18 protein-coding genes are annotated in these 23875 nt (G+C 45.6%); 9 read left to right on the top strand and 9 right to left on the bottom strand.

Going from position 1 to position 23875, the window contains the following annotated elements; genetic code table 11:
• Positions 1-32 precede the first annotated feature (32 nt).
• Together mrcB and hrpB are read right to left on the bottom strand one after the other, a co-directional pair.
• On the bottom strand, positions 33-2432 hold the full coding sequence (gene mrcB / locus A136_RS15130) for a penicillin-binding protein 1B (RefSeq protein WP_017063253.1): 2400 nt from the start codon (positions 2430-2432) through the stop codon (positions 33-35).
• Entirely contained in the window at positions 2429-4927 is a 2499-nt protein-coding gene (gene hrpB, locus A136_RS15125) for an ATP-dependent helicase HrpB (RefSeq protein WP_081326296.1), read from the bottom strand. Before hrpB ends, mrcB begins: the two co-directional genes overlap by 4 nt.
• A 34-nt stretch (positions 4928-4961) precedes the next feature.
• Here hrpB and sfsA point away from each other — a divergent pair, with 34 nt between their 5' ends.
• The 7 genes from sfsA to panC all read left to right on the top strand — a co-directional run bounded on the left by sfsA (position 4962) and on the right by panC (position 11101).
• Positions 4962-5687 carry a DNA/RNA nuclease SfsA gene (gene sfsA / locus A136_RS15120; protein WP_017063251.1) on the top strand — a complete coding sequence of 242 codons (726 nt, stop codon included), beginning with the start codon at positions 4962-4964 and terminating at the stop codon, positions 5685-5687.
• A gap of 135 nt (positions 5688-5822) precedes the next feature.
• Positions 5823-6269, top strand: a complete 447-nt coding sequence (gene dksA, locus A136_RS15115) for an RNA polymerase-binding protein DksA (protein WP_004738189.1) — start codon at positions 5823-5825, stop codon at positions 6267-6269.
• Positions 6270-6488: 219 nt separating this feature from the next.
• Positions 6489-7364 (top strand): tRNA glutamyl-Q(34) synthetase GluQRS, encoded by an 876-nt coding sequence (gene gluQRS, locus A136_RS15110; RefSeq protein ID WP_017063250.1) that lies wholly within the window; start codon positions 6489-6491, stop codon positions 7362-7364.
• 183 nt (positions 7365-7547) lie between these two features.
• On the top strand, positions 7548-8903 hold the full coding sequence (gene pcnB, locus A136_RS15105) for a polynucleotide adenylyltransferase PcnB (protein ID WP_017063249.1): 1356 nt from the start codon (positions 7548-7550) through the stop codon (positions 8901-8903).
• A complete protein-coding gene (gene folK / locus A136_RS15100; RefSeq protein WP_004735459.1) occupies positions 8900-9385 on the top strand; it encodes a 2-amino-4-hydroxy-6-hydroxymethyldihydropteridine diphosphokinase in 486 nt (161 codons plus the stop codon). The genes pcnB and folK overlap by 4 nt, the downstream gene beginning before the upstream one ends.
• 22 nt (positions 9386-9407) lie before the next feature.
• Complete coding sequence (gene panB, locus A136_RS15095) at positions 9408-10202, top strand: 3-methyl-2-oxobutanoate hydroxymethyltransferase (protein WP_017063248.1); 795 nt, start codon at positions 9408-9410, stop codon at positions 10200-10202.
• A gap of 8 nt (positions 10203-10210) precedes the next feature.
• Complete coding sequence (gene panC / locus A136_RS15090; RefSeq protein WP_017059434.1) at positions 10211-11101, top strand: pantoate--beta-alanine ligase; 891 nt, start codon at positions 10211-10213, stop codon at positions 11099-11101.
• A gap of 85 nt (positions 11102-11186) precedes the next feature.
• Here the strand turns inward: panC and A136_RS15085 are convergent, their stop codons facing one another.
• The 3 genes from A136_RS15085 to A136_RS15075 all read right to left on the bottom strand — a co-directional run bounded on the left by A136_RS15085 (position 11187) and on the right by A136_RS15075 (position 14830).
• Positions 11187-11957 carry an ABC transporter permease gene (locus tag A136_RS15085; protein ID WP_010435987.1) on the bottom strand — a complete coding sequence of 257 codons (771 nt, stop codon included), beginning with the start codon at positions 11955-11957 and terminating at the stop codon, positions 11187-11189.
• Position 11958: 1 nt separating this feature from the next.
• The gene (locus tag A136_RS15080; protein WP_017059435.1) at positions 11959-12876 is read right to left on the bottom strand and encodes an ABC transporter ATP-binding protein; all 918 of its coding nucleotides are present in this window, start codon (positions 12874-12876) and stop codon (positions 11959-11961) included.
• 322 nt (positions 12877-13198) lie between these two features.
• On the bottom strand, positions 13199-14830 hold the full coding sequence (locus A136_RS15075; RefSeq protein ID WP_017063247.1) for a SulP family inorganic anion transporter: 1632 nt from the start codon (positions 14828-14830) through the stop codon (positions 13199-13201).
• Between the two features lie 286 nt (positions 14831-15116).
• Between A136_RS15075 and can the strand changes: the two genes are divergently transcribed.
• Positions 15117-15785, top strand: coding sequence for a carbonate dehydratase (can, locus tag A136_RS15070; RefSeq protein ID WP_017063246.1), 669 nt, complete (start codon positions 15117-15119; stop codon positions 15783-15785).
• A 74-nt stretch (positions 15786-15859) separates the two neighbouring features.
• Here can and hpt read toward each other — a convergent pair whose 3' ends face one another.
• Entirely contained in the window at positions 15860-16390 is a 531-nt protein-coding gene (hpt, locus tag A136_RS15065; RefSeq protein ID WP_017059438.1) for a hypoxanthine phosphoribosyltransferase, read from the bottom strand.
• A 337-nt stretch (positions 16391-16727) separates the two neighbouring features.
• On the opposite strand from hpt, the gene A136_RS15060 reads away from it, so the two are divergent.
• The gene (locus tag A136_RS15060; protein ID WP_019824386.1) at positions 16728-17333 is read left to right on the top strand and encodes a LuxR/HapR/OpaR family quorum-sensing transcriptional regulator; all 606 of its coding nucleotides are present in this window, start codon (positions 16728-16730) and stop codon (positions 17331-17333) included.
• A 203-nt stretch (positions 17334-17536) separates the two neighbouring features.
• Here A136_RS15060 and lpdA read toward each other — a convergent pair whose 3' ends face one another.
• The 3 genes from lpdA to aceE all read right to left on the bottom strand — a co-directional run bounded on the left by lpdA (position 17537) and on the right by aceE (position 23837).
• Positions 17537-18967, bottom strand: a complete 1431-nt coding sequence (lpdA, locus tag A136_RS15055; protein ID WP_017059440.1) for a dihydrolipoyl dehydrogenase — start codon at positions 18965-18967, stop codon at positions 17537-17539.
• Positions 18968-19209: 242 nt separating this feature from the next.
• Entirely contained in the window at positions 19210-21147 is a 1938-nt protein-coding gene (aceF, locus tag A136_RS15050) for a pyruvate dehydrogenase complex dihydrolipoyllysine-residue acetyltransferase (protein WP_017063245.1), read from the bottom strand.
• Between the two features lie 26 nt (positions 21148-21173).
• On the bottom strand, positions 21174-23837 hold the full coding sequence (aceE, locus tag A136_RS15045; protein ID WP_017063244.1) for a pyruvate dehydrogenase (acetyl-transferring), homodimeric type: 2664 nt from the start codon (positions 23835-23837) through the stop codon (positions 21174-21176).
• Positions 23838-23875 lie beyond the last annotated feature (38 nt).

Raw genomic sequence — 23875 nt, 5'->3', positions numbered from 1 at the left:
AACTGTCCTTGTCATTCTTTCTTGTTACGACTTTACCACTGAAAAAGCTTCTTTAGCCACTGTTTTGGTTGACTTTCACAGCCCTTTTTAATGTTTCCACCCTCATCCCAAAGTGGCAGTTTAACTGCACCATCACAATCAAACTCTAAAGCCCCTTCAGAAGTTCGAGTAAAGTTAGCGGTGACAATTCCTGTCGGCCAAGGCAGTAATAACTGCTCGGGTGTTCTCTGTTTGAGATAATCGGCATAAACACGTAACGCACCACTCGAACCAGTAAGCTTAGTCGGCTTATTATCATCACGTCCTAGCCAGATGGTCGTCACTTCACGGCCATCTACGCCCACGAACCAACTGTCTCGGCTGTCATTACTAGTGCCAGTTTTACCAGCTAACCCTGCCCATGCAAACTGACCTTGTAGGAAACGGCCCGTGCCTTCCGACACGCCACGTTTCATTGCATAGGTTGTAAGCCAAGCGGCTTGCTGGTCAACGCTTTGTGATACACGAGGGATCGACTGATACAGAACCTCGCCATCGTTATCAACAACTGAGCGAAGCGCAGACAAAGGTGCTATACGCCCAGAATTGGTAATGGTTTGATACATCTGCGCAACTTGGAACGGAGTCAGTGAGAACGAACCCAAAAACATCGACGGCACTGGGCGAATCTCATTTTTATCGACCCCCAGTTTTCCAATCGTATCCGAGACACTATCAATGCCTAATTGCATGCCTAAACGAACAGTAGGTACGTTGTAAGACTTAGAAAGCGCCACATACAAAGGCACATCGCCACGGAACTTACGATCGAAGTTTCTCGGGCTCCACACGCTACCTTTACTGCCTTTCAAGCTCAGTGGCGTGTCTTTCAATGTTGTCGCCAACGTGTACTTCTGAGGCTGCTCTAGTGCGGTTAAGTAAATTGCAGGCTTGACCAAAGAACCAATTGGGCGACTCGCGTTCAAGGCACGGTTAAAGCCATCGTAGCCAGTACGCTTACCACCGACCATCGCCCGGATTTCACCGGTATTTCTATCCACGGCAATAGCTGCTGCTTCCAGCTTATTACCTGCGGTTTTCGATAAATCAGGCACCTTACGAGCAATCGACTTCTCTAACTTGTCTTGAGATACCGGATCCAGAGAGGTAAAGACTCGAATCCCTTTTTTCGCCTCAAATCGATCGCCGACATACTTCTTAAGCTCAATGTTTACTTGTTGGAAATAAGCGGGCTGACGGCTAGCAATGCGTGGGTTGTCTTGAATATCCAAATCACGACTCGCCGCCTCTTCGTATTGTCGCGGAGTTAAGATGTCTTGTTGCATCAATAAGCGAAGAACCAGATCGCGTCGAGTCTTAGCACGCTCAGGATAGCGAACCGGATTGTAATACGACGGTCCTTTCACCATACCCACCAGCAGTGCTAGCTGATCGATGCGCAGCTCTTGAATAGGTTGACCAAAATACAAACGAGACGCTAAACCGAAGCCATGAATCGCTTGCCCACCATTCTGTCCAAGATAAACCTCATTTAAGTAAGCCTCTAGGATACGGTCTTTGCTGTAACGATGGTCTAAGATAAGTGCAATGTAGGCTTCACGAACCTTACGCCACAATGTACGTTCACTGGACAGGAACAGGTTTTTTGCCAACTGTTGTGTCAGCGTACTACCACCTTGTACCGTTCGCCCAGCTTTGACGTTAACGACCATTGCACGAGCGATGGCCAGTGGCGACACACCATCGTGTTGATAGAAGTTTCGGTCTTCGGTTGCCAGTAAGGCATCAACCATCACTTCTGGGAACTGATTGCGTTTTAAGAACAGGCGCTGCTCATCGTTACTTTTCTCAAGCATGCCAAGCATTTTCGGTTCAACACGCAGGTAGCCCATGTCGCCTTTCTTCTCCAGCGACTGAATGCGAGTTAATTCGTTACCATTGAAGTGCAGCATCACATGACGATCCGCTTCCGGTCCATCAACAAACTCGAACGGACGACGAATCATTTCAATCTTGGTCGAAGAAGAAGAGTATTCGCCTGGGTGACGAGGCGCGTTCACCTTACGGTAATTAAGTACATCGAGCTCATTCTTAACCTGAACCAAACTCACCGGAGTTCCCGGAGACAGGTCTAGCACTCGCGCATAAACCACGGTTGGCAAATCAAACAGCTGACCTTCAAAGCGCTGTTTGACCACAGAATCAAGATAAATACCGACGAACAACAGCAATGCCGCAAGCGCTAAGCCCGCTTTCCAAGAAATGCCCCATAGGATCTTCAACCAACCTCTTTTGCCAGATTTCTTAGCCTTAGGTTTGGTCTTTTTCGCAGCCGCTCTTGGTTTTCTTGGCTTGGCTTTGGTCGCTGGTGACTTCTTTGCTGGCGCTTTTTTAGGTGGTGCCTTTTTTGGCGTTAACATTTTGGTCATCATCGATTCAACTGTCGTTTGGTTTTAGTGGTTGCTACATGGTTAGCAGGGTCATCCGGCCAAGGATGTTTTGGGTAACGGCCCTTCATCTCTTTTTGTACTTCTTTGTACGCGCCAGCCCAAAAGCCAGCTAAATCTTGAGTAATTTGTAGTGGTCGCTGTGCTGGAGAAAGGAGCTCAAGCACTACTTTTTTACGCCCTTGCGCGATCAATGGCGAGTCTTGTTCGCCAAAGACTTCCTGCATTCGCACTGAGATCACTGGTTCAGATTGATATTGATAACGAATGGCCTTCTTGCTGCCTGTTGGCATCAGATAGTGCGTTGGCAACCATTGGTCGATTTCTTGATTCAAAGGCCAACCAAGATAAGCCGACAATGCTTGCTCAATCGAAACACTAGCCAGCCCTTTTGCCGACTTAATGCCATTCAGATAGGGAGATAGCCACTCATCAAGGTGTTCAATCAAACTCGCATCGTCCATCGCTGGCCAATCATGCTCAGGCATCCAAAGTGCTGCACAGCGCACACGCTCAACCAACTGCTTAGCCGAAGCTGTCCAATTTAAGCGATCCAACCCACATCGAGCGACATAATTGAGCAGCGCTTGGCTCGCCTGATTCGCATCGGGATCAGGTAAAGCTTTGGTGCTGATAATCAACTTGCCCAGAGATACACGCTGCTCAGCAACTAAACGGCCACGTTTCTCATCCCAATCGGCGTAATCGGAACGCACAAACAGTTTTGGAAATTCAGCTTCTAACTGTGCGATATCAACCGCGGTGGCTAAGAAAATCTGACTGGCTCGCCCTGTGCTGCGCATCAAATCAATCACTACGATATAGTTATTGTTCGCCAGTGGATCATCATCACGAACCTCAGCACCGTGGCCATTCGCCAAAAGGAAAGCACTGCTGGTCGCGCTTCTCACTTGTGCAATCCGGTCTGGGAAGGCAAAACAAAGCACTAATGGTAGCAATGATTCGTCAGCTTGTGACAAATCTAAGTGATGATTGAGTTTGCTCGCGAGACTTTTCGCTCGCTGCATCACAACGCTATTTTTGGAATGTTTTCTTTGCTTAAGTCGATGCAAAGAGTGTTGAATATCCGTCACATTGCGCTCCGGCTCTTCCAGCAAAGCAGCAGCAACAATCGCGACATTCAACAGAGCAGGACTACCTTGCTGCGCTTTAACCAACATGCTGGCAATACGAGGCTCTAGACCTAAACGTTGGACCTGTTTTCCTAATGCCGTAAATTGACCATTATCGTCTAACAATTCAAGAGTCTGTAAGAGTTGCTTGGCTTGCCCGATAGAAGCTTTGGGTGGAACGTCTAACCATTGCAGTTCATCAGCACTCGCAGCGCCCCATTGCGTCAATTCAGACACCAGCGAAGACAAATCAGAATGAAGAATTTCAGGTTCTGGTATAGCTGGTTGCTGCATCAGCTGCGTTTCGCTGTACAAACGAACGCACAAGCCCTCTTCAATTCGTCCCGCACGGCCCGCTCGTTGTTCAGCTGAAGATTGCGAGATTTTCACTTGCTCAAGCTTAGTAATACCGGTTTTCAGATCGAACTTCGCCACACGTTCAAGCCCGGAATCAACCACCAATCGAATACCTTCAATCGTCAAAGAAGTCTCAGCAATATTGGTCGCTAACACCACCTTTCGACGCCCTTTCTCTGATGGCGCGATCGCTTTCTGCTGTTGAGAAAAGCTGAGTTGCCCATACAGAGGACACACATCGATATCATTGGCGAATTGTTCTAGTTGAGATTCCACCTGCTTAATCGCAGAAACGCCCGGCAAAAAGGCCAGAAGTGAGCCTGACTCTTTCTCCATCAGAGAGCGAATCACGTTAGCCATTTTAGGGGCTAGATATTCATTTGCACTAAGAGGCTGATAACGGAAATCGACCGGAAAGGTGCGACCTTGTGATTCAACGTATTTGGCATCCGGTAGCAAAGTTTGTAGCGCTTGTTGATCTAAGGTTGCCGACATCACAACCACTTTTAGATCGTCACGCAGCGCGTCTTGGATCTCTAAGCTAAACGCCAATGCGGTATCTGCGTGAATGCTGCGCTCATGAAATTCATCAAAGATCACCATATCAACCCCTGTCAATTCAGGGTCGGTTTGGATCATTCTTGTCATGATCCCTTCAGTAACAATCTCTAAGCGAGTCGTACTGCTGCTTTTAGATTCACCACGAACTCTAAAGCCAATGCTCTCTCCCACCTTTTCTCCCAATTGGCTCGCTAAGTAAGTAGCAATATTCCTTGCAGCCAAACGCCTCGGTTCAAGCATGATGATTTTGCCTTGAACGGCGTTGGTCTTAACTAACTGTAAAGGGAAGAATGTTGACTTACCCGCACCGGGAGCGGCCTTTAGAATAAGTTGAGTGTGTGTTTCTACGCCAGCGAGCAGATCTGGCATCACAGCTTCTATGGGCAGTTGTGGCAATGGGAGAACCTTGTGGTGTAATGTTGGCAACATTGTACATAAAAACCTACCTGTCTAAATAAGTAATATGCACTTCAATCCTCCATTAGAGCCAGCGACTCTTATTAAACGCTATAAACGCTTTCTCACTGACATCCAACTTCCAGACGGTAGCGAGCGCACTATCCACTGCGCTAACACTGGAGCGATGACAGGATGTGCGACTCCTGGCAATACGGTGTGGTACTCAACCTCCGATAATGCAAAGAGAAAGTACCCAAACAGCTGGGAGATCTCAGAAACAGACAAAGGTCATCGTATTTGTGTAAATACTGCGCGGGCAAACCAGCTAGCAGTGGAAGCAATTAAAAATGGGACTATAGTTGAACTCTTAGGTTATAACGCGTTACGAACCGAAGTGAAATATGGCAGTGAGAATAGTCGCATTGATATTCTGCTTGAAGATAACGAAAAGCCGCCTTGCTATATCGAAGTGAAAAGCGTCACTTTGCTCGACGAGCAAGAAACGTCAACTAAAGGGCAAGGTTTTTTCCCTGATGCGGTCACAACCAGAGGCCAAAAACATCTGCGTGAACTCACAGAAATGGTCGAATCTGGAAATAGAGCCGTACTTTTATTCACTGTTTTACATTCAGGTATTGAAAAAGTGTCTGCGGCACACCATATAGACGCCAAATATTCGTTATTACTAAAACAAGCACAAGACGCTGGAGTTGAAGTGCTTTGCTATAAAGCAGAGCTCAGCAGTACTCAAATACAACTAAAACAAGCTGTTGAATTTATCAATAGCTAAGCAAAGATGCTGAACTAATCACATTGATTGCAAGTTTGAATAAGAGTATTTGCCACCATTCGTTCTTTCTGCTATAGATACCCGCCTTAAAATTAGCTGCTTTGCAGTTGACTAGGTGTAAATAGGAGATGCTGTATGCCAGAATCTAAGAAAAAAGCGCTAGGCATCCTAGCCATCGCAGGTGTTGAACCGTACCAAGAGAAGCCAGGTGAAGAGTACATGTCACCTGAGCAAACGGAACATTTTACAAAAATTTTAGCAGCTTGGCGCAACCAGCTCAGGGAAGAAGTTGATCGTACTGTGCACCACATGCAGGACGAAGCAGCGAATTTCCCAGACCCAGTTGACCGTGCTTCTCAAGAAGAAGAATTCAGCTTAGAGTTACGTAACCGTGACCGTGAGCGTCGTCTTATCAAAAAAATTGAGAAGACATTAGACAAGATCGAAGAAGACGATTTCGGCTTCTGTGATTCTTGCGGTATCGAGATTGGCATTCGTCGCCTTGAAGCTCGTCCAACTGCTGATCTTTGTATTGACTGTAAAACACTTGCAGAGATCAAAGAGAAACAGATGCAAGGTTAATTCTTGCAGATGTAAAGAAAGGGAGCCTTGGCTCCCTTTTTTGTTTGTTATCCAAGCGAAGTATTTCACACGCTTGATAGTAAATAGCAGCTTTAAGCCTTAGTTCTATGCATCAAACCTTTTTTCTATAGATTGAAGCTTAGTTCTACGCATTAAAGCTCTTGTTAAACGTCTTAAGAATCGGTTACTGCGGTACCATTTAGATTAGGTTGTTCACTCATGAATTATATCGGGCGCTTTGCACCATCACCGTCAGGTCCTCTTCATTTTGGCTCACTTGTTGCTGCTCTTGGTAGCTACTTTCAAGCGAAATCTAACCAAGGAAAATGGTTAGTTCGTATGGAAGACCTAGATCCACCAAGAGAAATGGCCGGCGCTGCAGACCTCATTCTTAAGACGCTTGAGGCTTACCATCTATTTTGGGATGGTGAAGTCGTCTATCAAAGCCAGCGTCATAACTTGTATCAAGCTCAAATCGATCAATGGGTTGCTGACAATCAAGCCTACTACTGCCAATGCACCCGCAAGCAGATAAAGGCTTTGGGCGGCTTTTACAATGGTCACTGTCGAGATGTAGGCCTAATCGATTCAGGTGAACAGGCGGTGCGCTTGTGCATGGACTTTCCAGTAGAGTCCTTTGATGATGTTCGCCACGGCACCATTCAAATCCCTAAAGCATTAGCTGCAGAAGATTTTATTATTAAACGCAGAGATGGATTGTTTGCCTATAACTTGGCCGTTGTTCTTGATGACATCGACCAAGGAGTAACAGAAGTCGTAAGAGGCGCAGACCTGATAGAACCAACAGGTCGACAAATCAGTTTGTATAAGACGCTCAAGCAAAAAACAGTGAGCTACTTGCACTTACCATTGGCAACCGATGGCTTGGGGAATAAACTGTCAAAACAGAACCATGCCACCGCGATAGATCTAGACAACCCAAAACCAACGTTACTCAACGCGATGCGATTCTTAGGTTTTGATATCCCGACGGCCCTTTATGAGGCTTCAATGGATGAGGTTTTATTGTGGGGCTGCCAACAATGGAACGTCAGTCAGTTACCTGATAGTTTACAAAAAGAGCACTGTAATTAGCTCGAAACTCACGGCAAATAGCAAAAACGACACATAAAAATGCCATAACCAACCACTGTGGTTAAGCAGACGATGTTCTCAAATGGCTCGCGCTAAGCTATTATTAGCCGCAATTAAACTCTGCACTACCACTTTGGACTAAGAGAAAAACAAAGTTGGCGATACCTACTTTGTTCTAAACTAATGAATACAAACGACAATACCCCAAGCGAACAACGCGGATTCCACGAATTAGCTCTGAATATTTATACTCGTCAAGAGCACAATATTTCACGCAAGCAGATCAGCGACAACGCACTAAAAGTGCTATATCGCCTGAATGGTGCGGGTTTTGACGCATTTCTAGTCGGTGGTGGTGTGCGCGATATCTTATTAGGCTCTCAGCCAAAAGATTTTGATATTGCGACCAACGCAACGCCAGAGCAAATCAAACACCTCTTCAGAAACTGTCGTCTTATCGGTCGCCGTTTCCGCTTGGCACATATCATGTTTGGTCGCGACATCATTGAAGTGGCAACTTTCCGTGGTCACCACCAAGAACCATCGAAGAACGTTTCTGCACAATCGAAAGAAGGCATGCTACTTCGCGATAACGTGTACGGCAGTGTTGATGAAGATGCAGAGCGTCGTGATTTCACAATCAACGCGATGTACTACAACATTGCAGACTACAGCATCCACGATTACGCGGGTGGTGTAGAAGATTTAGAAGATAAACTGATCCGCCTGATTGGCGATCCAGAAACGCGTTACCGCGAAGACCCAGTACGTATGCTACGTGCAATGCGCTTCGCCGCTAAACTGGATTTCGACATCGAAGAAGACACGGCTGACCCGATTGAAGAGTTAGCTCACCTTCTAAGAGATATCCCAGCAGCGCGCCTTTACGAAGAGTCTCTGAAATTACTGCAATCAGGTCACGGTTTAGAAACCTACCACTTGATGCGCGAGTACAATCTATTCCAACAGATGTTCCCAACGGTAGCGGAGCACTTCACCGAAGATTACGACTCACACACAGAGCAGATGCTTGATTTGGTTCTCGATTCAACCGACCTTCGCATCGAAGATGGTAAGCGAGTAAACCCAGCATTCATGTTCGCAGCGATGCTTTGGTACCCAATGAACAAGCTGGCAGACAAACTTGTCGCTGAACAGGGTATGGCACACTACGATGCGATCATGGAAGCGAGTAACATCATTCTAGATCAGCAAGTAAAGTCTATTGCGATTCCTCGTCGTCACACAGCAACCATTCGCGAAGTTTGGCAACTGCAACTTCGACTGCCTCGTCGCAACGGTAAACGCGCTGTTCGTCTAATGGAATTAAACAAATTCCGTGCAGGCTACGATTTCCTAGAAATGCGTGGTGAGATTGAAGGTGGCGAAACCAAAGAGTTAGCAAAATGGTGGGAGCGTTATCAGACTGCAGGTCGTAACATGCGTCAAGCAATGGCTAACGACGTTGCAGCACCATCAAAGTCAGGCCATCGTCGCCGTAAGACTTACCGAAACAAAAAGAGTAAGCAATCAGAATGATAACTGCTTACATTGCGGTCGGCAGCAACCTTGCCGACCCAGTTAGCCAAGCAAATTTGGCTATCGAAACGCTAAAAAGCCTACCGCGATCAACGTTTATTGCGACCTCTCAGCTATATAGTAGCACTCCAATGGGACCGCAAAATCAACCAGACTACATCAACGCGGTAGTCGCTATCCAAACCGAATTAACGCCAATTGAACTGCTTGATTGCACTCAAAAGATCGAACTAGAGCAAGGGCGCGTCCGTAAAGACGAACGTTGGGGACCAAGAACCTTGGATCTCGACATTGTGCTATACGGCAATGAGGTGATCGATTCAGAGCGCTTAATCGTTCCTCATTATGGAATGAAAGAACGAGAGTTTGTACTCTACCCGCTTGCTGAAATCGCACCAAGTTTACAACTCCCTGATGGGACTGAGCTGACAGAACTACTGAAAATAGTAGATAAGAACGGGCTCAATGTTTGGCAACAATAGCCAAGCGCATTAAGGAAAACCAATGAAAAAAGTAACCATTAACGACCTGATCAAATGCAAACGTGAAGGCCGTAAATTTGCGACTTCGACAGCTTATGATGCGAGCTTTGCTCAATTATTCGAAAGCCAAGAAATGCCAGTTCTGCTTGTCGGTGATTCACTGGGTATGGTTTTACAAGGCCATAACGCTACATTACCAGTAACCGTTGAAGACATTGCTTACCATACTCGCTCAGTGCGTGCTGGTAGCCCAAATTGTCTTCTTATGGCTGACATGCCTTTCATGAGCTACGCGACGCCAGAACAAGCTTGTGAGAGCGCAGCGACTTTGATGCGTGCTGGTGCGAACATGGTAAAAATCGAAGGCGGAAGCTGGTTGGTTGATACTGTGAAGATGCTAACAGAACGTGCAGTACCAGTATGTGCACACTTAGGCTTGACGCCCCAGTCTGTGAACATTTTTGGTGGTTACAAGATTCAAGGTCGTGACGACGAGCAAGCCGACAAAATGGTTGCTGACGCGTTAGCACTGCAAAACGCAGGCGCTCAAATCGTTCTACTTGAATGTGTGCCAGCTTCATTGGCAAAACGAATTACAGAAGCTTGTGACGTACCGGTTATCGGTATCGGCGCAGGTAATGTTACCGATGGTCAGATCTTGGTTATGCATGACATGTTCGGTATTTCTGCGAACTACATGCCGAAGTTCTCTAAGAACTTCCTAGCAGAAACAGGTGATATGCGTAAGGCAGTAGCTCTATACAAAGAAGAAGTAGAGAGCGCGCGCTTCCCTGATGAAGCTCATACAATCGCTTAGGAGTAAGTATGCAAACTTTTGCTGAAATAGCGGCTCTTCGTGAGCAGATTAAACAGTTTAAGCGTGATGGACGTACGGTTGCTTTTGTACCGACAATGGGAAACCTGCATGAAGGCCACCTGACTCTGGTAAAGAAAGCTCGTGAACTGGCCGACATCGTTGTGGTAAGCATCTTTGTAAACCCAATGCAGTTTGACCGTGCAGACGACCTAAACAACTACCCTCGAACGTTAGAAGCAGATTTAAGCAAACTAACAGGTGAAGGGGTTGAGCTAGTATTTACACCAACGCCAGAGGTGATGTACCCAGATGGATTAGACAAGCAGACGTTTGTTGAGGTCCCTGGCATATCTCACATGCTTGAAGGTGCCTCTCGTCCAGGTCACTTCCGTGGTGTATCAACCATTGTCACTAAACTGTTTAATATCGTTCAGCCAGACTTTGCATGCTTCGGCGAGAAAGACTTTCAGCAACTTGCTGTTATTCGCCAGATGACCACTGATTTAGCATTAGACATTGAAGTTGTCGGCGTTGCGACCGTTCGTGAAATGGATGGTTTGGCAATGAGCTCTCGCAATAGCAACCTAACGATTGACGAGCGCCAACGAGCGCCCGTTTTAGCGCGTACTATGCGCTGGATCAGCAGCGCTATTCGTGGTGGTCGCGATGATTACGCATCAGTGATTGAAGATGCTACTGACCAGCTACGCGCTGCAGATCTTCAACCTGACGAAATCTTCATTTGTGATGCTAAAACTCTGCAAGCGATCACTTCAGAATCAACTCAAGCAGTGATTCTAATGTCGGCTTTCCTAGGTAAGACGCGTCTTATCGATAACCAAGTTCTCGATTTGGTAACGGAAACCAAAGAAGAAGTGAAAGAAGAAACGACTGAATAGTCGGCTTCTGCTCTTAACGCAAAACAAAAAAAGGTCGATGTTATATCGACCTTTTTTTTTACCTGTTACTTAGATGAACCAAAGGTTAGCTACGTAAGCCAATACCCTTTGTCACTAGGTAGTGTGCAATGCCATACAACAGCACGATAAACACACCTAGTACGCCAAACGACGTCACGATCCCCACATCAGACACACCCAAGAAGCCATATCTGAACGCGTTAACCATGTACACGATAGGGTTCAACTTCGATACACCTTGCCAGAATTCAGGCAATAGACTGATCGAGTAGAACACACCACCAAGGTACGTCAGCGGCGTTAAGATAAAGGTTGGGATAATAGAGATATCATCAAACGTGCGTGCGAATACCGCGTTAATCAAGCCACCCAAAGCGAATACTACCGACGTTAAAAATACCGTCGCAATGATCACGCCCCAATGGTCAACTTGTAAGTCGACAAAGAACAACGACACGAAGGTTACTATGGTACCCACTAACAAGCCACGAACCACACCACCCATTACGAAGCCGGCGATAATCACGTAGTTAGGAACAGGCGCTACAAGCAGCTCTTCAATGTTCTTCTGGAACTTGGCACTAAAGAACGATGAAGCAACGTTGGAATATGAGTTGGTGATCACCGACATCATGATCAGACCGGGAACAATGTATTCCATGTAGCTAAAGCCGTTCATTTCACCAATACGCGCACCAATCAGGTTACCGAAGATGATGAAGTAAAGCGTCATGGTAATCGCTGGCGGCACCAGAGTCTGCACCCAGATACGAGTAAAGCGATTGATCTCTTTGGTCAACAAACTGCAGAAAGCGGTCCAATATAGGCTGTACATATTATTTACTCCCCTCACGGACGATACTCACAAATAGCTCTTCTAGACGGTTTGCTTTGTTACGCATAGAGAGGACTTTAACCTGTTGCTCGCTCAATTGAGCAAAGATGGTATTCAAACCTAGGTTCTTGTCGATTTCGATTTCTAGCGAGCCATTGACCATCACTTGGCTATTCACGCCTTCAAGCTTAGGTTCAGTCGTGCCCTCTTCCAGATCCAGAATAAAGGTCTCAGCACTCAATTTGCCCAACAGCGCTTTCATTGTTGTGTTCTCAATCAGCTCACCGCGATTGATGATACCAATGTTGCGACACAGCATTTCTGCTTCTTCTAGGTAGTGCGTGGTCAAGATAATGGTAATGCCCTGCTTCTCATTGATCTCTTTTAGGAATTCCCACATTGAACGACGTAGTTCAATATCAACGCCTGCTGTCGGTTCATCAAGGATCAACAAATGAGGTTCATGCATCAATGCACGCGCGATCATCAAACGACGCTTCATACCACCAGACAAGTTACGCGCGCGTTCGCCACGCTTTTCCCACAGATCGAGTTGAGATAGGTACTTTTTCGCTCGCTCTTTCGCTAATGCTTTTGGCACGCCGTAATAACCCGCTTGTTGCAGCACGATCTGTTCAACGGTTTCAAACGGGTTAAAGTTAAACTCTTGAGGCACAAGGCCTAAGTTCTGCTTCGCCAATTCCAGATCGGTATCAATGTCGTAGCCGAACACTTTAACCTTGCCTGACGTTTTATTTACCAGTGAAGAGATAACACCAATGGTGGTTGATTTACCCGCACCATTGGGACCAAGTAGTGCGTAAAAGTCGCCTTTTTCTACTTGTAAACTAACGCCCTTAAGAGCCTCGAAGCCCCCAGCATAAGTTTTTCTTAATTGCTCAATTTCTAATGCATACATAGAGATAGACTGCCATTTGCTATAGATAAGATGTAGACGACCGAGCTTGAGGAAGAGAGTAATGCTTAAAACGAGCTAGCAGAAAACTAACCCAAACTTGTTAACTCGGCCATTTTGCAAACAAGTTTATCGTTGATTGACGATTAATACAAATATCGTGTGAGAGTTTCTTTCGAAAACAAATAAGCGTCTTGGCTACGTGAAGACTAAATCAACGTTCAATAAATATAAAAATGCCGCTAAGTGATTCACTTAACGGCATTAATGATCAGTCTTGAAGTGAGCGTCTATGGCTTATTCATATCAGCTTATTACTGAAAAATTAAACTGACTCAAATTGATGCTCATCTCTGTCGACATAGCTTGTTGCTGCCGTCAGGGCTTCATATCTGAATCGATAAGTGTTGGATTCAGGTACTAGGTCAATCACGTGGAACTTCTCTAGTTGTTGACGAGTATTCTCATTAGGACACAGCAGATACACCTCACACTGCGCATCCAATGCATCTTTAATCGCATTCTCTAGCGCTAGGCCAACAGTGACATCAATCATAGGTACATCTGTCAGGTCTAGAATCATCGCTTCATAGTCAGAGATACTTGAGTGCTGACGTGAAATCGCCTTTGAAACGCTGAATATCATCGGCCCTGATAGGTAGAAGAATAGCACCTTACCATTGGCACTATCGAGTAACTGACGTTCGCTATCAGTCAATGGGATATCGTCTTCATCATCACCATCACTGATCGCCTTAACTTGTCTGGCTTGCTCTCGGCTTAATCTTTCAATAATCAGAATATTCGAGATAAACACACCCAGTCCAACGGCAATAATCAAGTCAACAAACACAGTCAATAGCATCACGCCGTACATCACGCCCATGCCGGCATAGCTAACCTTGTGCGCGCGCTGGATAAAGCTCCAATCTAGGATATTGAAACCAACATACATCGCGATACCAGCCAGCACTGCCATAGGAATCGGTTCTGTTAAACCACCCGCAACCAATACCACGAGCGCAAGTACTAAAGCTCGAATAACACCTGAAAGCGGAGAACGCGCTCCCACCTGAATATTGGTTACAGTCCCCATAGTGGCACCCGCGCCAGGTAGTGCACCAAACAGGCCAGAGATCATATTGGCAATGCCTTGGCCACGAAGCTCTTTGTCTGAGTCATGCTCTTTACGAGTCAATGAATCTCCGATAACCGCGGTCAAAAGCGTATCAATACAACCTAATGTACCAAGCACCAAGGCATCGATAACCATAGTAGTAAACTGTTCAGCGCTGATCGTAGGGATAACGAGGGAAGGTAAACCAGCTGGGATTTCACCAATACGGCGAATAGAGTCGGTATCAAAAATAATGACGGACAAGAGCGTTACAGCCACTAACGCGACCAGTTGAGCAGGCACATACTTACGATACTTAGCGGGGAAGCCAAAAAGAATACCGAGTGTCAGAGCACCTAGAAATAGCTCGCTCACTTTTAAGTTTGCTAGCGTATCAGGTAAAGCAGAGAGCGTGCCCATTACACCACCGGATGGAGCGGCATGCCCTAACAATGGAGACAGCTGCAAGATAATCAGAATAACGCCAATGCCCGACATGAATCCGGAGATCACGCTATATGGCATCAAAGTGACGTATTTTCCTAGCTTTAACGTACCAAGTAATATCTGGAATGCACCGGCCATCATCACGACAGTAAAGGTCATTGCCATACCCGTTTCAGGATATTTAGCAACCATACTCGTCATTACGGCAGTCATGATCACCGTCATCGGGCCGGTAGGTTCAGAAATCAAACTACTCGAACCGCCAAACAATGCTGCAAATAGGCCAACCATAATGGCGCCCCACAAGCCAGCTTCAGCTCCCGCGCCAGAAGCAACACCAAATGCCAATGCTAAAGGTAACGAGATGATGGCTGTAGTTACACCGCCAAACATATCCCCTTTGAGATTGATATCCGTAAAACGACTTCCAAACAAAACACACCTTCCTGATGATGAAATGACAAACCTTATCACTTTAGCAAATGTATCAAGTGTTCAGAAAGTGTTAATTCAATCACATTATTCATGTCTTATAACCGGATTATTGATAGTGGGCTAAGTTTATGATTTTCCGTACTAGAACACGTCAGATGAGTACATTTTGACGCAGTTTTTACGAGATTGAATTTGTAACATTGTGTATAGTTAAGCATCTTAATTGAGGGATGTAAGAAGCAAGATGCCAGAAATAAAACAGCTTTTTGAGAACAATTCCAAATGGTCTGAAGAAATTCGCTCTGAAAGACCTGAGTATTTTACAACGCTTGAAGAGGGTCAAAGCCCTGGTTTTCTATGGATAGGTTGTTCAGATAGCCGAGTTCCAGCCGAGCGCCTGACTGGCTTATATTCTGGAGAACTGTTTGTTCACCGAAACGTGGCCAACCAAGTGGTTCATACAGACCTAAACTGTCTATCTGTTGTTCAGTACGCAGTAGATGTGCTTAAAGTGAAACACATTATTGTCTGTGGTCACTACGGTTGTGGCGGTGTTAACGCGGCGATTGATAACCCTAAACTTGGTCTTATCAACAACTGGTTACTGCACATCCGTGACAATTACCTAAAATACCGCAAGCAAATCGAGGGGCTTCCTCGTGAACAATGGGGTGACAAGTTATGCGAAATTAACGTCGCAGAACAGGTTTATAACCTAGGTAACTCAACCATTATGCAAAATGCGTGGGAGCGTGGCCAAGACGTTGAAATCCATGGTGTGGTTTATGGTATTGGCGATGGCAAGCTACAGGACCTTGGCGTACGTTGCTCAAGTAACGATACTTTAGAGAACAGTCACTTAGATGCATTAAACAAGATCTTAACGACGCCTCTTCTTAGTCAACAAAGCTAACCCATTCCGTCATATATACAAAAAGCCCGCATCAAGCGGGCTTTTTAATGACTTCTAAACCACAAGCGTAATGATTACTCTTGAGGTACTACCTTACCGATGTACGGTAGGTGACGATATTTTTGTGCGTAGTCGATACCAACACCAACAACAAACTCGTCTGGGATCTCGAAACCAATCCATTTTGTATCGACAGTCACTTCACGGCGAGAAGGCTTGTCTAATAGCGTACAAATTTCGATAGACTTAGGACCACGTAGGCTCAGAATCTCTTTTACTTTAGTCAGCGTGTTACCTGTATCGATAATATCCTCTACAAGTAGAACGTCTTTACCTTGGATATCATCATCAAGATCTTTCAAAATACGAACATCACGTGAGCTTTCCATGCCGTTGCCGTAGCTAGACGCGGTCATGAAATCAACTTGGTGAGTTAAATCGATAGCACGAGCAAGATCTGCCATAAAGACAAAAGATCCACGCAATAAGCCAACTAAAACTAGATCTTCACTACCGTTGTAGTGTTCCGTGATCTGTTTGCCTAGTTCGTTCACTCGATCCTGAACTTCTTGCTCAGAGATCATGACTTCAACTGTATGCTTCATACTGCTCTCATTCTATTTGGTGATTGCGACGAATGTTGACAGTTTCGTCAGTTGTGTCGCTCAATTTTGTGCGTAAGTCTAGCACTGCTCAAATACCCACACCACCTTATGGTTCGAATTTACTGTCAGATTCTCCACGAAATGTGCGCTGGTGCCTTATCCAATACTCGTCTCCTTTCACATCAATGCTGATCACGCTTTATGTATCAAGTTTGATGTAACTGTCTATAAAACAAGCTGAAAGGATTGACCATTCGCATATGCACCATTACACTCATCTTGGCTTAAATAATAATAAAATCATTAATATAAAAATTTCGTTGGCAAGGAAAATAAAATGGACTCAATATCTAAGAGACCTAGAACTAGGCTTTCACCTTTAAAAAGAAAACTTCAATTGATGGAAATCGCTCTTGAGGTATTCTCTCGCCGCGGCATCGGTCGTGGTGGACACGCTGATATTGCAGACATCGCTCAGGTGTCTGTCGCAACGGTATTTAACTACTTCCCAACCCGTGAAGATCTGGTTGATGAAGTACTAAATCACGTTGTACGCCAATTCTCTAACTTCCTTTCAGACAATATCGATCTGGATATTCACGCAAAACAAAACCTACATAATATTGCGACTGAAATGGTGACGTTAGTGGCTCAAGATAGCCATTGGTTAAATGTATGGTTCGAATGGAGCGCTTCGACTCGTGATGAAGTATGGCCGCTATTCGTAACAACGAACCGCACTAACCAAATGTTAGTACAAAACATGTTTAGCAAAGCGATTGAACGCGGCGAAGTCTGTGACGATCACGACCCTAAACATCTAGCGAATCTATTCCACGGCATTTGCTACTCGCTATTCATCCAAGCGAAACGTGTAGAAACGCCAGAAGAGCTTTCAAGCTTAACGGATAGCTATTTGAACATGCTGTGCATTTATAAATAGATTTGAAATTCGGTCTTCGAAAAAAACTTAGGGATTGGCGTATTGCGTCAATCCTTTTTTGTTTTTAGCACTCGCTCTTCGTATCCCGGAGCGCAGCGTACTCGCATCTCGGAGTGAAACGTTCCTGCGCCTTACTTCAGACATAAAAAAGCCGCTGACAAATCAGCGGCTTTTAAAAACATTAGCGAGTGACTAAGAAAGAATTACTTCTTCTTTTTCACTGCTTTTTTGTTTGGAAGGTCAGTGATTGAACCTTCGAATACTTCCGCAGCTAGACCAACAGACTCGTGTAGAGTTGGGTGAGCGTGGATAGTAAGTGCGATATCTTCTGCATCACAACCCATTTCGATCGCTAGGCCGATTTCGCCAAGAAGTTCACCACCGTTAGTACCAACAACAGCACCACCGATTACGCGATGAGTATCTTTATCGAAGATCATCTTAGTCACGCCGTCTGCACAGTCAGAAGCGATTGCACGACCAGAAGCAGCCCAAGGGAAAGTAGCAACTTCGTAATTGATGCCTTCAGCTTTCGCTTCTTTCTCAGTCTTACCTACCCAAGCAACTTCTGGCTCAGTGTACGCAATTGATGGGATTACTTTAGGGTCGAAGTAGTGCTTCTTACCAGAGATAACTTCAGCAGCTACGTGACCTTCATGCACACCTTTGTGAGCAAGCATTGGTTGACCAACAACATCACCGATCGCGTGGATGTGAGGAACGTTAGTACGCATTTGCTTATCAACATTGATGAAACCACGCTCATCAACTTCGATACCCGCTTTTTCAGCGTCGATAAGTGCACCGTTTGGAACACGACCGATAGCAACAAGAACAGCATCGTAGCGTTCAGCTTCAGCTGGTGCTTTTTTGCCTTCCATTGAAACGTAGATACCGTCTTCTTTTGCTTCAACAGCAGTCACTTTAGTTTCAAGCATTAGCTTGAACTTGTTCTTAATGCGCTTAGTGAAAACTTTAACGATGTCTTTATCCGCAGCAGGGATAACTTGATCGAACATCTCTACAACTTCAACTTTAGAACCTAGAGAGTGGTAAACCGTACCCATCTCAAGACCGATGATACCGCCGCCCATGATAAGCAGTTTTTCAGGTACTTCGTTTAGTTCTAGTGCATCCGTAGAATCCCAAATACGTGGGTCTTCATGTGGGATGAAAGGAAGTTTGATTGGGCGAGAACCCGCAGCAATGATTGCGTTGTCGAAGTTAACAGTTGTTGCTTCGCCTTCGCCTTCAACAAGAATGCTGTTAGGACCTGTGAACTTACCGAAACCGTTAACAACAGTAACGTTACGCATCTTAGCCATACCGCCAAGACCGCCAGTTAGTTGATCAACTACTTTTTCTTTCCAGATACGGATCTTGTTGATGTCCGTTTGTGGCTCGCCGAATACAACGCCGTGCTCTGCCATCGCTTTAGCTTCTTCGATTACTTTAGAAACGTGAAGAAGTGCTTTTGATGGAATACAACCAACGTTTAGACATACACCACCAAGAGTGCTGTAACGTTCAACTAGTACTGTTTCTAGACCTAAATCCGCACAACGGAATGCCGCTGAGTAACCAGCAGGACCTGAACCAAGTACAACAACTTGGGCTTTAATTTCTTTGCTCATTGTGACCTCTTGTAGTCATTATCCCTAACAGGCTGAGTAGATGTTCTTAAAATTATTGGGCTTTCAAACAGGAAACATTTTACAGAGATGTTAACAGTGTGAAAGTAGCTTTAAGTTAGCCTGTGAGCTAGACAACAATTCCCCATCAGATTATGAGAAATGCAGGAAACTGTTGTCTAAAAATAGTCTTTATATAAAGAATTAAGGTGACCCGAAAGTCACCTTAATAATTACTTTCTCAATTACAGTACTAGACGACGAATGTCAGATAGTGCGCTGTTTAGGAAAGTAATGAAGCGTGCACCTTCAGCACCATCGATCACACGGTGGTCGTATGATAGAGACAGTGGAAGCTGTAGACGTGGTTGGAACTCTTTACCATTCCAAACTGGCTTAATTTCAGACTTAGATACACCTAGGATACCTACTTCTGGAGCATTTACGATTGGAGTAAATGCAGTGCCGCCAATACCACCAAGGCTAGAGATTGTGAAACAACCGCCTTGCATGTCTGCCGCTGTTAGCTTACCAGAACGTGCTTTCTTAGAAACAGCCATTAGCTCTTCAGATAGCTCGTAAATGCCTTTCTTGTTCACGTCTTTGAAGACAGGAACAACTAGACCGTTTGGTGTATCAACAGCGATACCCACGTTTACGTACTTCTTAAGAATGATGCTTTCGCCATCTTCAGAAAGAGAAGAGTTAAACGCTGGGAATGCTTCTAGCGCTTTAGCAACAGCTTTCATGATGAACACAAGTGGAGTGATCTTCATGCCAGTGTCTTTCTTCGCTTCGATTGCGTTCTGTTCTTTACGGAATGCTTCTAGCTCAGTGATGTCAGCGTTATCCCACTGTGTAACGTGAGGGATCATTACCCAGTTACGGTGTAGGTTTGCGCCAGAAATTTTCTTGATCTTAGAAAGTTTCTGAACTTCAGTTTCGCCGAACTTGCTGAAGTCAACTTTTGGCCATGGTAGTAGACCAAGAGCAGAACCATCGCCGCCTTTGCCAGATGCCGCTGCACCAGACTCAAGACGCTTAAGTGCATCTTTAACGTAAGACTGAACGTCTTCTTTAAGGATACGGCTCTTACGACCAGTACCTTTAACCTTAGAAAGGTTAACGCCAAATTCACGAGCTAGACGACGAACTACTGGAGAAGCGTGCGCGTAGTCACCGTTCTCTTGGAAGTCGCCAGCTGCTGGAGCCGCTGCAGGTGCTTCTGCTTTAGGAGCAGGTGCCGCCGCTGGAGCTGCTGCTTGTGCAGGTGCTGCAACAGGAGCAGGCGCTGCGCCTTCAACCGGAGTGCCGGCCACGACGAAAGTCATGATTAGAGAGCCAGTTGACACTTTGTCGCCAGCTGCAATCTTGATCTCTTTTACTGTACCAGCGAATGGTGCAGGAACTTCCATTGAAGCTTTGTCGCCTTCAACAGTAATTAGAGATTGCTCTTCTTCTACTGTATCGCCAACCGCTACCATGATTTCAGTAACTTCTACTTCGTCACCACCGATATCAGGAACGTTTACTTCTTTTTCAGCTGATGCTGCTGGAGCCGCTGCAACTGGTGCCGCCGCTGGAGCAGGAGCTGCTGCAACTGGAGCGCCAGAGCCCGCTACTTCACCTGTTTCTACAGAGAAAATCATTACTAGAGAACCAGTAGATACTGAATCACCAGAAGCGATCTTGATTTCTTTAACGATACCAGCGAATGGTGCAGGAACTTCCATTGAAGCCTTGTCACCTTCAACAGTAAGAAGAGATTGTTCTTCTTCTACTGCGTCACCGATAGCAACCATGATTTCAGTTACTTCAACTTCATCACCGCCGATGTCAGGAACGTGAACTTCTTTAAGCTCAGCTGCCGCTGCAGGAGCTGCAGCAACTGGTGCCGCCGCTTCAACTGCTGGCGCAGCCGGTGCTGCTGCAGCACCTTCCGCAGGAGAGCCTGCCTCTTCAAAGATCATGATAAGAGAACCAGTAGAAACTGAATCGCCTTCCGCTACTTTGATTTCTTTAACGATACCCGCTTGAGACGCTGGAACTTCCATTGAAGCTTTGTCGCCTTCAACAGTGATCAGTGACTGCTCTTCTTCAACCTTGTCGCCAACGTTTACAAGAATCTCAGTTACTTCAACCTCGTCAGCACCGATGTCTGGTACATTAATTTCGATTGTCATTGTATTTACCTACCTTAATGCCAGTCTTATGCGTATTGCGGGTTAGTTTTTTCAGTGTCGATATCGAATTTAGCAATTGCTTCAACAACTACAGATTTCTCGATGTCACCACGTTTAGCCAGTTCAGTTAGAGCTGCAACTACGATGTAGCCAGCGTTCACTTCGAAGTGACGACGTAGGTTTGCACGGCTGTCAGAACGGCCGAAACCATCTGTACCAAGTACTTTGTAAGACTCAGTTGGCATGTACGCACGTACTTGCTCAGCGTAGTTCTTCATGTAGTCAGTCACTGCGATTGCAGGTTCTTTACCAAGAACAGTCGTGATGTACGGTACTTTCTCTTCAGCTTCTGGGTGAAGCATGTTGTCACGCTCTACCGCTTGGCCGTCACGAGTTAGTTCGTTGAACGACGTTACAGAGAATACGTCAGATGCTACGCCGTACTCTTCGCTTAGAATTTCAGCGGCTTTACGCGCTTCGTTCATGATAGTACCAGAGCTCATTAGTTGAACTTTGCCCTTAGCACCAGCGTGAGATTCAAGCTTGTAGATACCCTTACGGATGCCTTCTTCAGCGCCTTCTGGCATTGCTGGCATTGCGTAGTTCTCGTTCATTACTGTTAGGTAGTAGTAAACGTTCTCTTGCTCAGGACCGTACATGCGACGGATACCGTCTTGCATGATTACTGCTAGCTCGTAAGCAAACGTTGGGTCGTAAGAGATACAGTTAGGGATAGTGTTCGCTTGGATGTGCGAGTGACCATCTTCGTGCTGTAGACCTTCACCGTTCAGTGTTGTACGACCTGCAGTAGCACCTAATAGGAAGCCACGAGCTTGTTGGTCGCCTGCTAGCCATGCCATGTCACCAATACGTTGGAAACCGAACATTGAGTAGTAGATGTAGAACGGGATCATCGGTAGATCGTTTGTGCTGTATGAAGTTGCAGCAGCAACCCATGAAGCCATAGAACCTAGTTCGTTGATACCTTCTTGAAGAACTTGACCAGACGTTGCTTCTTTGTAGTAAGAAACGATGCCTTTATCTTCAGGTGTGTATTCTTGACCGTGTGGGTTGTAGATACCAACCTGACGGAATAGACCTTCCATACCGAATGTACGAGCTTCATCACAGATGATAGGAACGATGTTCTTACCAATGTTCTTATCTTTAAGAAGGATGTTTAGCGTACGTACATAAGCCATAGTTGTAGAGATATCACGCTTCTGTTCACCTAGTAGAGGTGCGAATGCGTCTAGCTCAGGAACTTTGAATTCTTGAGTAAATTTAGGCAGACGTGCTGGCGTGTAACCTTGTAGGGCTTTACGACGAGCATGTAGGTATTCGTACTCAGCAGAACCTTCTTCTAGAGTCAGGTAAGGAAGCTCAGACACTTTCTCATCAGAAAGGATGTCTTGTAGGCCTAGACGGTCACGTAGGTATTGTACGTGAGTCATGTCCATCTTCTTAACACCGTGAGCGATGTTCTTACCTTCTGCAGCTTCACCCATGCCGTAACCTTTAACTGTCTTAGCTAGGATTACTGTTGGCTTGCCACCTGTCTCTTTTGCATTGTTGAATGCAGCGAACAGTTTAGAAGAGTCGTGACCACCACGCTTCAGTTCGAAGATTTGGTCGTCAGTCATGTCTGCAACTAGTGCAGCTGTTTCTGGGTACTTACCAAAGAAGTGCTCACGTACGTATGCGCCATCTTTAGATTTGAATGTCTGATAGTCACCATCGATAGTTTCGTTCATTAGTTGAAGAAGCTTACCAGTAGTGTCTTTAGCTAGTAGAGAATCCCAGTTGCTACCCCAGATAACTTTAACAACGTTCCAACCTGCACCTTTGAATAGGCCTTCAAGTTCTTGGATGATGCTACCGTTACCCATTACAGGGCCGTCTAGACGCTGTAGGTTACAGTTGATTAGGAAACATAGGTTGTCTAGCTTCTCACGCGCAGCGAAAGAGATAGCACCACGTGATTCTGGCTCATCCATCTCACCGTCACCTAGGAAAGCGTATACACGTTGAGCAGAAGTATCTTTAAGACCACGGCCGTCAAGGTACTTAAGGAAGCGCGCTTGGTAGATCGCAGAGATCGGGCCTAGACCCATAGATACTGTAGGGAACTGCCAGAACTCAGGCATCAGTTTAGGGTGCGGGTAAGAAGGAATACCTTTACCATCAACTTCTTGACGGAAGTTATCTAGCTGCTCTTCAGTTAGACGACCTTCAACGAATGCACGAGAGTAGATACCTGGAGAGATGTGACCTTGGTAATAAACTAGATCGCCACCGTCAGTCTCGTTTGGAGCACGGAAGAAGTGGTTGAAACATACTTCGTAGAACGCTGCTGCTGACTGGTAAGAAGCCATGTGACCACCAAGGTCTAGGTCTTTTTTAGAAGCACGCAATACGATCATGATTGCGTTCCAGCGAATAATCGAACGAATACGACGCTCAAGAGTTACGTCACCAGGGTAAGCTGGCTCTTGTGCTGCTGGAATTGTGTTGATGTAGTTTGTGTTGATGCCTGTAGCCATATCAACACCATCTAAACGCGCTTTATCTAGAACTTGTTCTAGTAAAAACTGTGCACGTTCTACACCTTCTTCACGTACTACTGACTCAAGAGCTTCTAACCAATCTTGAGTTTCCAGAGCATCAACGTCATGCTTCATGTCAGACATGGCGATCTATCCTTTTTGTTAGTTGGATTCTACTAAAC

It is taken from the genome of Vibrio crassostreae 9ZC13 (genome assembly GCF_000272045.2).
GTDB lineage: Bacteria > Pseudomonadota > Gammaproteobacteria > Enterobacterales > Vibrionaceae > Vibrio > Vibrio crassostreae_C.
The sequence above is the reverse complement of the archived record's forward strand: the minus strand, read 5'-3'. Positions and strand labels throughout refer to the sequence as shown.

Bases quoted from the DNA above. Each gene is read 5' to 3' on its own strand.
- pcnB (WP_017063249.1), top strand. From the start codon at position 7,548: ATGAATACAAACGACAATACCCCAAGCGAACAACGCGGATTCCACGAA.
- A136_RS15060 (WP_019824386.1), top strand. From the start codon at position 16,728: ATGGACTCAATATCTAAGAGACCTAGAACTAGGCTTTCACCTTTAAAA.
- hpt (WP_017059438.1), bottom strand. From the start codon at position 16,390: ATGAAGCATACAGTTGAAGTCATGATCTCTGAGCAAGAAGTTCAGGAT.
- sfsA (WP_017063251.1), top strand. From the start codon at position 4,962: ATGCACTTCAATCCTCCATTAGAGCCAGCGACTCTTATTAAACGCTAT.
- can (WP_017063246.1), top strand. From the start codon at position 15,117: ATGCCAGAAATAAAACAGCTTTTTGAGAACAATTCCAAATGGTCTGAA.
- lpdA (WP_017059440.1), bottom strand. From the start codon at position 18,967: ATGAGCAAAGAAATTAAAGCCCAAGTTGTTGTACTTGGTTCAGGTCCT.
- A136_RS15085 (WP_010435987.1), bottom strand. From the start codon at position 11,957: ATGTACAGCCTATATTGGACCGCTTTCTGCAGTTTGTTGACCAAAGAG.
- gluQRS (WP_017063250.1), top strand. From the start codon at position 6,489: ATGAATTATATCGGGCGCTTTGCACCATCACCGTCAGGTCCTCTTCAT.
- hrpB (WP_081326296.1), bottom strand. From the start codon at position 4,927: ATGTTGCCAACATTACACCACAAGGTTCTCCCATTGCCACAACTGCCC.
- aceF (WP_017063245.1), bottom strand. From the start codon at position 21,147: ATGACAATCGAAATTAATGTACCAGACATCGGTGCTGACGAGGTTGAA.
- panB (WP_017063248.1), top strand. From the start codon at position 9,408: ATGAAAAAAGTAACCATTAACGACCTGATCAAATGCAAACGTGAAGGC.
- folK (WP_004735459.1), top strand. From the start codon at position 8,900: ATGATAACTGCTTACATTGCGGTCGGCAGCAACCTTGCCGACCCAGTT.
- panC (WP_017059434.1), top strand. From the start codon at position 10,211: ATGCAAACTTTTGCTGAAATAGCGGCTCTTCGTGAGCAGATTAAACAG.
- A136_RS15080 (WP_017059435.1), bottom strand. From the start codon at position 12,876: ATGTATGCATTAGAAATTGAGCAATTAAGAAAAACTTATGCTGGGGGC.
- dksA (WP_004738189.1), top strand. From the start codon at position 5,823: ATGCCAGAATCTAAGAAAAAAGCGCTAGGCATCCTAGCCATCGCAGGT.
- aceE (WP_017063244.1), bottom strand. From the start codon at position 23,837: ATGTCTGACATGAAGCATGACGTTGATGCTCTGGAAACTCAAGATTGG.
- mrcB (WP_017063253.1), bottom strand. From the start codon at position 2,432: ATGATGACCAAAATGTTAACGCCAAAAAAGGCACCACCTAAAAAAGCG.
- A136_RS15075 (WP_017063247.1), bottom strand. From the start codon at position 14,830: ATGTTTGGCGGTGTAACTACAGCCATCATCTCGTTACCTTTAGCATTG.